This is a genomic window from Pseudoalteromonas haloplanktis ATCC 14393 (assembly GCF_000238355.1).
GTDB classification, from domain to species: domain Bacteria; phylum Pseudomonadota; class Gammaproteobacteria; order Enterobacterales; family Alteromonadaceae; genus Pseudoalteromonas; species Pseudoalteromonas haloplanktis.
On record NZ_AHCA01000003.1, the window covers coordinates 116,847 to 130,533 of the forward strand.

11 protein-coding genes are annotated in these 13,687 nt (G+C 39.7%); 5 read left to right on the plus strand and 6 right to left on the minus strand.

Annotated elements, in window-relative coordinates; translation table 11 throughout:
- Positions 1–5: 5 nt before the first annotated feature.
- The 3 genes from PHAL_RS0107435 to pyrC form a co-directional block, all read right to left on the minus strand.
- Complete coding sequence (locus PHAL_RS0107435; RefSeq protein ID WP_016707788.1) at positions 6–776, minus strand: DUF3450 domain-containing protein; 771 nt, start codon at positions 774–776, stop codon at positions 6–8.
- Between the two features lie 1,158 nt (positions 777–1,934).
- On the minus strand, positions 1,935–2,144 hold the full coding sequence (locus PHAL_RS0107440; protein ID WP_016707789.1) for a cold-shock protein: 210 nt from the start codon (positions 2,142–2,144) through the stop codon (positions 1,935–1,937).
- Between the two features lie 312 nt (positions 2,145–2,456).
- Positions 2,457–3,509: a dihydroorotase gene (pyrC, locus tag PHAL_RS0107445; protein WP_016707790.1), complete on the minus strand. Its 1,053-nt coding sequence runs from the start codon at positions 3,507–3,509 to the stop codon at positions 2,457–2,459.
- Between the two features lie 238 nt (positions 3,510–3,747).
- On the opposite strand from pyrC, the gene PHAL_RS0107450 reads away from it, so the two are divergent.
- A complete protein-coding gene (locus tag PHAL_RS0107450) occupies positions 3,748–6,117 on the plus strand; it encodes a bifunctional diguanylate cyclase/phosphodiesterase (RefSeq protein ID WP_016707791.1) in 2,370 nt (789 codons plus the stop codon).
- A 50-nt stretch (positions 6,118–6,167) separates the two neighbouring features.
- Here PHAL_RS0107450 and PHAL_RS0107455 read toward each other — a convergent pair whose 3' ends face one another.
- Both PHAL_RS0107455 and bamC read right to left on the minus strand, forming a co-directional pair.
- A complete protein-coding gene (locus PHAL_RS0107455) occupies positions 6,168–7,586 on the minus strand; it encodes a YjiH family protein (protein WP_016707792.1) in 1,419 nt (472 codons plus the stop codon).
- Between the two features lie 66 nt (positions 7,587–7,652).
- A complete protein-coding gene (gene bamC, locus PHAL_RS0107460; protein WP_016707793.1) occupies positions 7,653–8,714 on the minus strand; it encodes an outer membrane protein assembly factor BamC in 1,062 nt (353 codons plus the stop codon).
- 351 nt (positions 8,715–9,065) lie between these two features.
- Here bamC and PHAL_RS0107465 point away from each other — a divergent pair, with 351 nt between their 5' ends.
- From PHAL_RS0107465 to PHAL_RS0107480, 4 genes are all read left to right on the plus strand, one after another.
- On the plus strand, positions 9,066–9,599 hold the full coding sequence (locus tag PHAL_RS0107465; protein ID WP_016707794.1) for a glycine cleavage system protein R: 534 nt from the start codon (positions 9,066–9,068) through the stop codon (positions 9,597–9,599).
- A gap of 10 nt (positions 9,600–9,609) precedes the next feature.
- The gene (gene bcp / locus PHAL_RS0107470; RefSeq protein ID WP_016707795.1) at positions 9,610–10,089 is read left to right on the plus strand and encodes a thioredoxin-dependent thiol peroxidase; all 480 of its coding nucleotides are present in this window, start codon (positions 9,610–9,612) and stop codon (positions 10,087–10,089) included.
- Positions 10,090–10,241: 152 nt separating this feature from the next.
- The gene (locus tag PHAL_RS23575) at positions 10,242–10,628 is read left to right on the plus strand and encodes a hypothetical protein (protein ID WP_138973936.1); all 387 of its coding nucleotides are present in this window, start codon (positions 10,242–10,244) and stop codon (positions 10,626–10,628) included.
- An 87-nt stretch (positions 10,629–10,715) separates the two neighbouring features.
- The gene (locus PHAL_RS0107480; protein ID WP_036980650.1) at positions 10,716–12,689 is read left to right on the plus strand and encodes a TonB-dependent receptor plug domain-containing protein; all 1,974 of its coding nucleotides are present in this window, start codon (positions 10,716–10,718) and stop codon (positions 12,687–12,689) included.
- 181 nt (positions 12,690–12,870) lie between these two features.
- Here the strand turns inward: PHAL_RS0107480 and PHAL_RS0107485 are convergent, their stop codons facing one another.
- Complete coding sequence (locus PHAL_RS0107485) at positions 12,871–13,614, minus strand: class I SAM-dependent DNA methyltransferase (RefSeq protein ID WP_016707798.1); 744 nt, start codon at positions 13,612–13,614, stop codon at positions 12,871–12,873.
- Positions 13,615–13,687: the final 73 nt, after the last annotated feature.

Below are 13,687 nucleotides of genomic sequence, written 5' to 3' on the forward strand. Positions count from 1 at the left end.
ATTGATTACTCCGCGCCAAAGATTGGTAGTTTAACAAGTTCTAATGTCGCTTGCTTACGCGCCATACGAATAACTTCTTTAACAGGTTTTAGGTATTCATCACCTAATTCTTTCCACTGCTTAGTGTTGTTATCCCATACCCATGCGTGCTTTAAGTCAAACGATTGAGCAACGTAAGTGATACGACCTAGTTGGCCGAAATCAACGTTGATGCTCTTACCATCAATCTCTAAAGTACCTTGTGATGCAGCAACTAAAGAGCTGTATGCTGCTTCAATTGTGTATGCTTCTAATACTTGACGGAACTTCTCTGAAGTCGTTACAGAAGAAGAAACCATTGTTTCACGTAATCTTTCAACACGCGCCAAACGATTGTCACTGTTAAACGGAACGTCCGCTTTGATGAATTGCTCAAGCGTATCGATCATGCGATACATCAAAGGCACAACGTTTTGTTTTGTGTTGTCGATCGTCGCGATTTGACGGTCAAACGATTCAATTTGTGCATTTTGGTCAGCGACCAAACGTGCAACGTGATCGTTGTATACTTTCAAAAGCTCAGATTCATCAACTACGCTACGGTACTCAGCTAATAGCTCTTGAGTTTGACCATATACGTTGTCAATTTTAGTTTGAGACTTAACCGCAGCCGTTTGAATTTGTAGACCTGCTTTTTGCACGTCATTCAAAGGATCTGCAATCACATTGCTGCTTGCAAATGCAAACGCGCCAACCAACGCAGTTGCTACAAGACTCTTTCTGATTTTAACAGACATAGTTCCCAACCAATTAAGTAATGTTACTTTTATAATTTAATTACCTCCCGAAGGAGACAACCCTGATATCTTTTAATAGATATCAACCCTCCAATAATGCTAAATGCAATGCACGCTGTCAACTTGATGTTTGGAATTAGCTGGAAATAAATTAATTCAATCACTGCAAACTAAAACACGAAAAACAAAGGATTAACATTATTGTAACAGCAGTAATTTCCCATATAGTGTAAAAGCCGCTAACTAAGGAGTGTTTTATCTACTTTAGTTAATTGCAAAACATTAATGTAACATTCTGTCTGTAATTTTTAGGCGCTAAAAAAAGTTAATAATATTTTTAAATAAGCGTAATCATTCAGTAAAAAAGCCTTTTTATGCAGAAGTTCATTCACACCTGTGTTTAAAAAAACTTCAAATCAGAACATCAACTAAAAAAGTGTACTGACATTTTTACATCCAAATCTGCGTGTATGCTTTTTTATGCTGATAATAATCGTAACGGGTGATATTTCTATGCTGCCACGATTTAGTTTTATGTAAAAAACCTCTCAATGAATAACCTTAACTATCCCCAATAAGCAAACAGGGTTAATACCAATCGACTTAAATATTTAACCATTCTAGCGGGCTAAATAAAGCGCTAACTGCGTTATAAATTTTTCATGTACGACTGCATGGATGCAGGAGGTAGAGCAATGCAGGAGCAATTGCCGAGAACAACTACATGTCAAAATTTATGCCTTGTTATCACGCCATTTATCTGTCGCTATAAATGGTCAGTAACTTAACACGATTGGTATAACTCGTTTATGAGGATGAACTTTTCCCACCTGATACATTTTCTGACTATATAAATACAAAAGGTCCATAACAACCAGATTGCTGCTTGCTTCATACTCAATACAGTGCTTAATTACGGGGATTTAAATGAAATAGCGGTTACGTAGAATAAGTATTTTAATGTAGAAGAAAGCAAAGGTAATAAGTAATAGTAGTCAGGGAGTTTTACGAGTAAAAGATTTTTATCTAACGAGATACAGAGCAATTTTGCATTGGTATCTATAAAAGTGAAGAGAGGAAATAGTATTAATAAAGGGGGAATTATGGTGAAACAGAGTCCTGTTTCACCAAGTTGAACCTAGGTTCACATAATTGAAATTATGCTACTTCTACATTCTCAGCTTCAGGGCCTTTTTGACCTTGCTTGATGCCGAAAGACACTTGTTGGCCTTCGCTTAGAGTGCGAAAACCTGAGCCTGTAATAGCGCTGAAATGTACGAATACGTCAGGACCATTTTCTTGTTCAATAAAACCAAAGCCTTTAGCTTCGTTGAAGAACTTAACTTTACCAGTAACCGTGTTTGACATACCAAATTTTCCTGTAAGTCAATAATTAAAATTCAGCCAGATTGGCTATATCCTCCCTGAGTGAGTGCCCAATAAATAGCTGGGATAAAGTACAGGAAGAAGTAATAACCATTAACCGGAAACCTTACACGCCGCACATAAACCAAAAATTCAATACGCAAATACTCAAAGCAAGTTAAGGTTAACACAATATAATTGTTTTAGCTCTATTAATTAAAAAATATTTTAATTGCCCTATTTCTATAGATAAAACAGGACTAAACGATTAATTATAAGGCTAAAATACCTGATACCGTGTTAATGATAAGCGGCTTATTTTACTTGCCAATCAATTACTGACTCAGCTTTAATTGGAACAACATGATCATTACCCAGCGGGTAGCTTGCAGGTACAGTCCATGGTTGCTTAACTAAAGTTACAGTATCTGTGTTTCTCGCAATACCATAAAAATCAGGACCAAAGTGACTTGCAAACCCTTCAAGTTTATCTAGCGCTCCTGCATCTTCAAATGCTTCAGCGTATAACTCAAGGGCAGCATGTGCCGTGTATGCACCTGCACAACCGCACGCAGCTTCTTTTTTATCTTTATAGTGTGGCGCCGAATCCGTGCCCAAGAAAAACTTGGCACTGCCACTGGTGGCCGCTTCTATTAGCGCTTGTTGATGCGTATTACGCTTTAAAATTGGTAAGCAATAATAATGTGGGCGAATGCCTCCCGCTAACATATGGTTACGGTTATACAGTAAATGGTGGGCTGTGATAGTTGCGGCCACATTAGCGGGTGCATTATTTACAAAATCAACGGCATCTTTAGTGGTGATATGCTCAAGTACAATCTTTAAGCTAGGGAAGTCTTTTACTACATCAACCAAGATCGTTTCTAAAAATACTTTTTCGCGGTCAAATATATCAATCGACGAATCGGTCACTTCCCCATGGATCAACAGTAACATCCCAACTTCTTGCATAGCGTTTAGTACTGGGTAAATATTCTTCATTGAAGTAACCCCAGAATCTGAGTTAGTTGTCGCACCTGCAGGGTAAACCTTTGCGGCAACAATTTTTCCGGTAGCATGCGCTTTTTTGATCTCTTCAGGAGAAGTATTGTCGGTTAAATAAAGTACCATCAAAGGCTCAAAATTACCTTGTGGTCCAGCTGCCATGATGCGTTCACGGTACGCAAGAGCCGTATCCGTACAGACTGCCGGAGGCACTAAATTAGGCATTATAATTGCTCGTCCCATGTAGCGACTAATATCACGTACTGTGTCTTTTAACTGATCACCATCACGTAAATGTACGTGCCAATCATCCGGACGAGTTAGGGTTAATGTAGCTGTATTTTGAATTTCTTGATTTGACATTACTTTGTTCCACGGCTGAATTTAGTCGATCATAGGCATATGCCCTAGCCGAGTAAAGATTTTATTCTGGTTTTTAATGATGCTCATTAACTATACATCACTCCATCAATAACTTGGCCTGCGCTTGTGTTTACAGCTAAGCACCTAAAATTTTTAATTTTTCTTTGTTTGTAAGTTAACAATCCGTTAATGTGGGACTATATTGATGACAAGTAAACGGTATATTCACGCGTGCCACATGCAAAGTAAAATAGACTTATCTTCAGCGCTTGAGGTTAAAACAGAGCAACTGAGTATTATTAATCAGTTTTCATCAAGCTTACTGCAACTAGATAAACTCGATGAACTGTTCGACTATGTCACTACAGAAGTCGTCAAACGTTTAGGCTTTGTCGATTGCGTTATTTATCTCGCCGATAAAAGTGGTACCGCCTTGCATGAAGTCGCATCTATGGGTGTATCACACGCTAACAGTGACTACACTATTGAACAAAAGACCATTGCTTTTAATCAAGGCATCACAGGTCATGTGGCTTCAACAGGTCGCGCTGTTATCATTGGTGATGTCAGTACCGACAGCCGATATATTGCAGACATGCGCCCTGCTATGTCTGAGCTGTGTGTTCCTTTGGTATATAAACAACAGGTTTTAGGGGTTATTGACTGCGAACATCCTGCGCGTAACTACTTTACCGACGCCCACCTAGAAATTTTAACTACCGTAGCGCATTTGCTCAGCGCAAAAATAAATCAGGTCAACACTGTAGAAAATTTACAGCAAACAGTTAGCCAACTAAATAGCGCGCAAAAGCTCGAAGGCACATTACTACAAATCGCTAATTTAACCTACCAAGCCAATGATTTAGATGCTTTTTTAGCATCCTTGCACACTATTATGACCAACTTACTGCGCGCCGATAACTTTTTGGTAGGCTTATATAATAAAAATCTCGATATCCTGGATATTGTTTACATTGTAGAAGAAGGTGTGCGCTCAAATGCCCATAAAAAGATTTCTAAAGAACAGCTAAAACATACAGCATCCTACTACCTATTAAACTCCGAACAATCACTACTATTGAATAAACAAGAATATCAGCAATATATCGCAGCTGGTCATTTTAAAATGGTCGGCAGACAATCCGAGTCTTGGCTTGGTGTGCCCTTTAAGGTAAGTGATTATATGAGTGGTGTTATTGTGGTCCAAAGTTATGATAAAACCCACCACTATAATGAGCATGACCGAGCTTTACTCACTTATGTAAGTCGTCAGATCAGTATGGCTATTGATCGACAATTGTCTCGCCAGGCACTTGAGCACCGTGCTTTACATGACGAGTTAACGGGTCTTGCAAACCGTTCTTTACTTATTGACCGTATTAAACATGGGATCTTACGACTTACCCGCACACCTAAAGGGACCTATCATGCTCTGTTGTATTTAGATTTTGACAGATTTAAAAGCATCAATGACTCGTTAGGTCATGAAGTGGGGGATCATTTTTTGATTGCTATTTGTAAATCAATTCAAGGGACTATTCGTAATACCGACACATTTGCGCGGCTCGGCGGTGATGAATTTGCCATTTTTATGGAAAACATCACTCATAAAAACCAAGTGAATGATGCCCTAAAGCGGATCAAAAAAGCACTGGCTGCCCCACTTAATATTGATGGTCACTTATTGCAAGCCTCTACCAGCATTGGCGTTGCATTTTGCGAAAGCGAAAACGATAAAGCCTACCAACTACTTCAGCACGCCGATGCCGCAATGTACGAAGCTAAATCAACAGGTCGTGGACAGGTAAAGTTTTTTAATAATACCATGCGTAAAAAGCTAAAAAGCCATGCAGACATAGAAAATGACTTGCAGCATGGTATTGAGCACAATGAATTTGAACTTTATTTTCAACCTATTTTTAGCATTCAACACTGTAAAGTGATAGGTTTTGAAGCTTTAGTACGTTGGCATCACCCAAGTAAAGGCTTTGTAGCCCCCAATGATTTTATTCCCATAGCTGAAAGTACTGGGCAAATCATAAATCTAGACCTTCATTTACTAGAGCTGGCAGCAAAGCAAATTGCAGCTTGGCAACAACAAGGTAAACGGTTTTTGCGGATCACGGTAAATGTCTCATCCAGGCACTTTGCAAGCGTTGACTTTATCTCGCAGATCCACGCTATTTATAATAAATACGCACTCGAGTTAGGATCTTTATGCTTGGAGATCACAGAGTCAGGGTTAATTGAAAATTTAGAGTTAGCTACCAAGATAATTGAAGGTTTAGCACCATTAAAAGTGAAATTATGCTTAGATGATTTTGGCACTGGCTATTCGTCACTCGGGTATTTGCACCAACTCCCCATTCATGTATTAAAAATCGATAAAAGTTTTATCGATCACCTAACCGATACAGCCACCCCACTCGTTGACGCTATTTTATCACTTGCAGCGTCACTAAAATTAGATGTTGTTGCCGAGGGAATTGAAACCCAAGAGCAGCTAAGCATCTTACAAAAAACTCAGTGTGATTTTGGTCAAGGTTTCTTAAAGGCCAAACCAATGCCCGCAGCACAAGCAATCTTACTAATTGATAAGCCACTGTAACGTTTGCATAAAAAAGCCCTGCATTGCAGGGCTTTCTCAGTAATATTACTTTACCCGACTAACCAATGCGCCATAAGTGCAATCACAGGAAGGGTGATCAAAGTTCTAAGAATGAATATTATAAACAACTCAAAAATATTCACCGGAATTTTACTTCCCAATAAGAGCGCACCAACTTCAGACATATAAATCAATTGGGTAACACTCATTGCAGCAATGATAAACCGAGTAACATCACTTTCAATGGTGCCTGCTGCTAAAATTGATGGAATAAACATATCGGCAAAACCTACCATAATAGTTTGCGCAGCGGCTTCAGCTTCAGGGATCTGTAATAACTCTAAAAATGGAATGAAAGGTTTACCTAGGTAAGCAAAAATTGGCGTATATTCAGCAATAACTAACGCAAACGTGCCCACCGCCATTACGATTGGTAACACCGCAAAAATCATGTCTAATGCGTTGTGAATACCTTCTTTCAATGTACCGGTAAAACCTGGTGAATGCTTTGCTTTATTAAGCGCGACATGTAAAGCATGGGTAAGAATATTTTTGTCATGAGGCACGCGCTCTTTATGCGGATCTGGCTGGCTGCCATCAATAAACACATCTTTTTTAAAGCTCAACGGCGGAATGCGCGGCACAATCAATGCAGCAGCAACGCCAGCCAAACACACAGTTAAATAAAACGGTGCAAATAGCTTCTCAAGCCCTACTTGCCCTAACACCACTAAACAGAAGGTAATCGAAACAGCAGAAAAAGTAGTTCCAATGATAGCCGCTTCACGCTGGGTGTAATGCTTTTCTTCATATTGGCGGGCAGTCATTAAAATACCCACACTGCCATCCCCCAACCATGATGTTGCGCAATCAACCGCACTTCGCCCAGGTACACCAAATAGTGGCCGCATTACTTTAGTCAACAATGTTCCCACTAATTCAAGTAAACCAAAATTCAGCAGTAAAGGCAGTAACAGACCCGCTAAAATAAACACTGAAAATAACACTGGCAGTAAATCTTTTAATACTAAGCCACCGGTACTTTCTGAAGTAATACCGGTAAAAATAGGCTGTAGCGGCGCAGGGAGTGCCGAGGTTATATCCGGGTTATTAAAACTTAAAACGGTCAGAATAATAAACGCCATACCAAATAGACGGATCACTAACCATAACCAGTGCACATCAAAAAGGTGTTTTAAAAGTGAGGATTTCATTAATGCCGCTGGTTTAAATAGTTTCATCACTAATGATAAACCCCCCGTGATACAAATAATCACAGTGAGTAATAAATCAATATAAGATGCAACAGCCGCCTTTACAGCTTTAGCCAGAACGGCAATGGGAATAGTCATCGCTCCATCCATTGGCACTGGAGTCATGAACAAGAATACACCGATCAGTGACGGAATGATAAAAGTTAACCATACCTTTAAGTCAAACTGCTCGGTAGAAGGAGTTAGATTAGACATTGTTTTCAACCTGTAGAAACCACAAAAAGAGCAAAAGCTCTTTTTGTGGTTTAATTTTATTTATTATTAAATTTTAATACCGCGTTGACGCAAAGCATTTTCTAATGCTTGTTGTAAATCATTCATCGTACCCGGCTCTAAGGTTGTTCCTTCATCATCCATCCACGTCAAGCTCGTCCCACCATCTTTGGTACGGCTCACCAAGATTTGATATTGGCCTTCTTCAATCGGTAGTTCTGCAAGTTCTTCGCCCCAAATTGAATCCCATACACTTGATTCTGGTTTGTTGTAATCAGCAGTGATCAAACCACGTTCTTGATCTATTTCAACGATTGTAAAAGATAGTCGCTCTAAAAATCCTGAGAAACGATCAAAAACAGCAAAGTAGTCTTGCTCAGTCACTAATGCCGCATTACCTTTATTGTCAAAGCCCATTTCTAGTGAAATGATGCCTTGTTGCTTACGCATTTCAACTTCAAGTTGACGATATCTATAATCGAATTCAGCCACAACTTGGTTTAGTGCACGCACTTCTAATTGCTGCTGTAAAATAGGCGTTAATGGCACATCTTTACTGTCATATTCAGCTAATTTAGCACTCAATGCGGCAGTACGTTGGTGCGACTTTTCCTCAATACTGAAGATAAAACGCTGCTGAGAAACTTCTGTTTCACTATCCCATAGCCAACCTTCTTCTGGCTGAATTATTGCGTACCAATCTGTTTCTATTGAGCCTAGTAATTTATCTTCTTTTATTGCTTTAGTTTGATGTTCTGTTAATACCGCCTGAACTGAATCCCAAATAAATTCATCTAAATCAGCAATACCATCATTTTTATCAAAATAAACACGTGCTTGTTTATCTCCTTCTTCAACCCAACTGCCTTTTGCAACAGTTAATACTTGCGCTGGAGGGCGATAGTTTGTTGAATCAGGATTATTATCATATTCTGCCACTTCCATTTTATAAATGGGATCTTGAGCTGGCTGCGCCAATTGTCCTGGCACTTTTACCGGCTCACCGGCACGGTAATTACGCTTATGATGTGCTTCGTCAGTGAACACACCACATCCTGACAAGCTAACCAATACGCTTACAGCAAGCGCTTTTGGGATCCAATACTGCACAGATAATTCTCCTTAGCATACCCTTAATTGTTTTAACAAATATATGAGTGGGTTATGCCGATTTGGTTCAGTGTAAAGTCAATATTAACTTTACGTATCTTGTTTTATGCAAAACCCGTTACTTTGGGATCCGGCTAAATAGCTATGTTAGCCAGCCAATATGCAAAATTTTAACTATGGTACTTTCCCATGCCGTTAAAAACAAGAAACACCGTGCTTTAATGACAGCTTAATTAACTCACTCTGTAGTTTAGTGGTTGTTTTGTGTTAAACTTCGCCGCCGTGTGGTAGTAATTGCCGGCTTAGTTCACTCTGACTGTTATTAAAAATATAACCTAGGTACTTGAATTCATGACTACTTTTTCAAATCATCAGATCGTTTTAACTGCCATTGGTGATGATCGCCCCGGCATTGTCAGTGAATTAACCCAATTAGTCAGTGACTGTCACTGCAATATTATTGATAGCCGTATTGCCATCTTAGGTAATGAGTTTACCTTTATCATGTTGTTATCGGGCGATATGTCAGCAATTAGCCGTATTGAGCACACCCTGCCTCTCAAAGGTATGGAACTCGGTTTACTGACTATGATGAAACGTACTGCCAGTCATACTCAAAGTGAATTTTGTGCAGGCTATACTCTTGAATATACAGGAATAGATACACCAGGCACGTTAAGTAAAGTCACCCGCTTTTTTGCCGACAAACATATCAGTATCTGTTCTTTAAAATCAGATACCTATGATGAAGATGCGCAAACAAAAATGCGCTGTGAACTAGAGTTTAATATTCCTGTTGAGGTTGACATAGACAGCTTTAAAGTCCAATTTGAAGACCTTTCACGTACTCTTAATGTCGATTATATTTTTCGACGCATTCGCTAAGGAGCAAAGCATGAACACTATTAATCCATTACAAGCTGGCGATAAAGCCCCCGCATTTAGTTTACAAAACCAAGATGGCGAAACCATTAGCCTTGAAGAGTTATTAAAAGAACAACAGGTATTAGTGTACTTTTATCCAAAAGCTTCTACACCAGGCTGCACAGTGCAAGCTGAAAACCTTCGCGATGAGAAAGACGTATTAGCACAGCTTAATACGCGTGTGGTTGGTATTAGCCCTGATCCTGTAAAAAAATTAAAGAACTTTGAAACTAAAAAAGAACTTAATTTTGATCTACTTTCTGACGAAGACCATGCCATTGCTGAAGCATTCGGTGTGTGGGGCTATAAAAAGTTTATGGGTAAAGAATACGACGGCATTCATCGTTTAAGTTTTCTAATCGGTCAAGACGGTACAATTAAGCACTTTTTCGACAAATTTAAAACCAAAGACCACCACCAAGTAGTGTTGGATTATTTAACGAAAGATTAAGCTGTAAAAAAGTTACAAAAGCGTTGCCAATGGGCAGCGCTTTTTTGTTAGTGCCGTTAAAAAGTATAGGGCTAATTATTAAGCGCTTATTGATGTTCACACTCACGTAAAAATTTAATACAATACAGCAACTTCTTTTTGATGAGATTTATATGCTTAAGCCATATACCAACATGTTGGCTGTGTTTTTGATTTTGTTTGGGTTTGCCGAACAATCAATGGCGTATAGTGTCTCTTCTCATTCTGATTTTTTCACTACTGCACACACACCTGCTGGATTGATGGTCGCCCCCCCACTTATTGACGTGCCACCCATTAAAGCAAGCGAAGCGCAAGAAACTGACGATTGCTGTGATGTAGAGTGTTGTGAAATAAACTGTATTTGCCCCGCAAATACCTGTATGCCCACGCTATATTTACCCACTGCTATTTGCTCAGCACAAGTTATTGTCCAAAATCATCCCTCTTTAAAGCTTAATGCTAAACACCCTATTTCAATCTCTGCATTTGTTTACCGGCCTCCCATTTTTATCTCATAAAGGGCTCCCCTTACGTACGCTATAGATCAAAAAGTAGTTAATTAATTTGCGCTTATGCGCTTCATTTTTAATAACTGTGAGATAAAAATGTTTTATAAATACTCTAAGTTAGCAGCGGCTATGCTGTTATTGCCGCAGTTTTCATTAGCAACTGAGCAACACCATGATCACGATGAACATGAACACAAATCAATTGAAAAAATTCAAGTAACCGCATCACGATTAGGCCGTATTGTAAGCGAATCGGCCACCCGTACAGAGATAATAAACGGCGAAGAAATACACGAAAAAGCGCTGATGCGCCCAGGTAATATCTCTATGCTAGTCGCTGAAACCGGGGGGGTACGAGTGCAAAACACCTCTCCAGCTTTAGGTAGCGCAAATATACGTTTGCAAAGCCTTTATGGCCGTTATACACAATTGTTAAGTGACGGCTTGCCTTTATATGGCGGCCAAACTGCATCGATAGGTTTACTGCAAATTCCCCCCACAGACCTTGCCAATGTTGAGATCATCAAAGGTTCAGCCTCTTCATTATATGGAGGCTCGGCGTTAGGTGGGGTGATCAATTTAATTTCTCGCACTCCAAGTGATGAGTTTGAAGGAGAGGTATTGCTAAATGCAACCTCAAAAGATGGCCAAGATATTACCGCTTATCTTGCCGCACCACTGTCAGACTCTTTCAGTGCTTCAGTAACCGCAGGGTTACATCATCAGTCAGAGCAAGATCTCGATGATGACGGCTGGCTGGATATGGCAAGTTATAATCGTGCAAGTGTAAGGCCTCGTTTATATTGGCAAGGTGAGCATGGTGCTAATTTATATATCACCGTTGGCGCGATGACAGAGCAACGCGATGGCGGTACCACTGATGGTGCTATCATGCCCGATGGCAACCCATTTGCACAAACTCAAGACTCGCTCAGACTTGATTCTGGTTTCATCTTTGATAAACCAATAAATGAGATAATGAACTTAAATATCCGCGGTTCAGCTATGTCGCAAGAGCACGACCATCAATTTGGCGATAGCAAAGAAGACGACAGCCATGAAAGCTACTTAATTGAATCGAGCATATCTGGCTATACAGATAAAACGGCATGGCTGGTTGGGATGGCGTATCAATCAGAAAAATTCAGCTCTGTGGATTTCTCTGAATTTGACTACAGCTATGAAGTTCCAGGGCTGTTTTCACAACTAGACTACGAAGCAAAAGACGATATCAAACTATCTCTCAGTGCCCGTGCCGACTGGCATAATGAATACGGTACTCAATTTAGCCCGCGTATTTCTTTACTATACCACCCAGAAAATTGGACTGTGAGAGGCTCATACGGACAAGGCTTCTTTGCACCAACTCCTTTTATTGAAGATATCGAAGACGCAGGTTTATCTCATTTAGAGCCATTGGAAAACCTAAACGAAGAGCGCGCTACGACTGCTTCCCTTGATATTAGCTATGTATTCGACAGCTTAGAAACCAGCGTCACCTTATTCAGTTCTGATGTTGAGAATGTCACTGAGCTAGAAGTAATTAATCAACAACTTACGCCATCCGATAAACAGGTTCGAATTATTAACGCACCAGGGCAAAGTGAAATTCGCGGCAGCGAATTGCTACTACGTTATCGTTGGCACGACATAAAATTTACGGGTAGTTACTTATATACCGACGCCACCAAAGCAAGTGATATCAGTACTGCTCGCTTACCACTAGCGCTCACCCCACAGCATTCAGCGGGTGCGGTGATCATGTGGGAAGAACACGGCAGTCACCTAGTTGGTTTTGAAGCCTACTACACTGGCACTCAGCAGCTAGAAAACAACCCCTACCGAGACAAAAGTGAAGCCTACTGGCACTTAGGTTTACTAGGACAAATCACCATTGGCCGCGTAAGTTACTTTATTAATGCTGAAAATTTACTAAATGTAAGGCAAACCAGAGAAGACTCATTAGTGCTACCGCAACAGGCGCCGAGTGGACGCTGGACTACTGATATTTGGTCGCGCAATGATGGCTTTACTGTTAACGCCGGCGTGCGTATTAAATTTAATGATTAAGAAAAGATAATTAATGCTGGTTTATAACTCATATAAACCAGCATTTTTACAGCCTAAATAAAACCGTAGCTACAATTAATTCCCCCCACAACAAGCCGATGCCTACTAAACAACGCTAAGGCCCTAATACATTTGATGGTTTTAGAGAAATATAATCTTAACCTAACAAGTAAGGCTTATTTTAAATTTTTACACAAGTAAAAATGGCATTGCCCGATTTTTCAGCCCACGGGGTAATTGTTTCGTAATCATGTTCAAACACATATATTTCGAAGTAAGGTTGTAAAGCCTTTTTTAGCTGAGTGAAATTAAACGCAACCATCGGATGTTCGTCATGCCATATGAGTGTTTCATCTGCTGATGCTTTTTCAATACTAAGCTTTAACGATTGCTTCTCGCCAGTGCCACTATAATTCCAGCCAGAGCGAAAGGTAAATACACTATCTTCACTTACAGCGCTATGTTCCACAAAGGAGGCATTATCAATGTGGTTTTTATCAACAACGTTAAAACAAAATACACCACCGACTTTTAGTGCATTGTGAACACTTACAATACACTCTTTTAACTTATTAATGCCATCACAGTAATGAATTGAATATAAAAAACAGGTAATTAAATCCAATGGCTCTGTAACAACAAAGTCACTCATATTTTGTAATGAAAATTGTGCTTCAGGGCAGCGGATCCCAGCTCTATCTAACATAGGCTGATTAATATCCAATCCACCACTTTGATAACCAAAGTTAATAAAATGACGTACATGCGGCCCAGTTCCACAGGCTAAATCAAGGTGCATATTTCCGTTATTACCAAAAATCTGCTGGAGCCTGTGAATACCATGACTTTGCGCTTGATAGTCTATATCGGCGCACATTAAATCATAGTAATCAGAAAGGTCTGTGTATAACGCGTTCGCGGACATATAAGGCCTAATAATTTGTAGGAGGGTACGTTAAGGCGCGCATAATAAACTAATTATCACCATTAACGAAGCT

Excerpts from the sequence above, each read along its gene's own strand:
- PHAL_RS0107435 (WP_016707788.1), bottom strand. The coding sequence starts at position 776 with ATGTCTGTTAAAATCAGAAAGAGTCTTGTAGCAACTGCGTTGGTTGGC.
- PHAL_RS0107440 (WP_016707789.1), bottom strand. The coding sequence starts at position 2,144 with ATGTCAAACACGGTTACTGGTAAAGTTAAGTTCTTCAACGAAGCTAAA.
- pyrC (WP_016707790.1), bottom strand. The coding sequence starts at position 3,509 with ATGTCAAATCAAGAAATTCAAAATACAGCTACATTAACCCTAACTCGT.
- PHAL_RS0107450 (WP_016707791.1), top strand. The coding sequence starts at position 3,748 with ATGCAAAGTAAAATAGACTTATCTTCAGCGCTTGAGGTTAAAACAGAG.
- PHAL_RS0107455 (WP_016707792.1), bottom strand. The coding sequence starts at position 7,586 with ATGTCTAATCTAACTCCTTCTACCGAGCAGTTTGACTTAAAGGTATGG.
- PHAL_RS0107465 (WP_016707794.1), top strand. The coding sequence starts at position 9,066 with ATGACTACTTTTTCAAATCATCAGATCGTTTTAACTGCCATTGGTGAT.
- bcp (WP_016707795.1), top strand. The coding sequence starts at position 9,610 with ATGAACACTATTAATCCATTACAAGCTGGCGATAAAGCCCCCGCATTT.
- PHAL_RS23575 (WP_138973936.1), top strand. The coding sequence starts at position 10,242 with ATGCTTAAGCCATATACCAACATGTTGGCTGTGTTTTTGATTTTGTTT.
- PHAL_RS0107480 (WP_036980650.1), top strand. The coding sequence starts at position 10,716 with ATGTTTTATAAATACTCTAAGTTAGCAGCGGCTATGCTGTTATTGCCG.
- PHAL_RS0107485 (WP_016707798.1), bottom strand. The coding sequence starts at position 13,614 with ATGTCCGCGAACGCGTTATACACAGACCTTTCTGATTACTATGATTTA.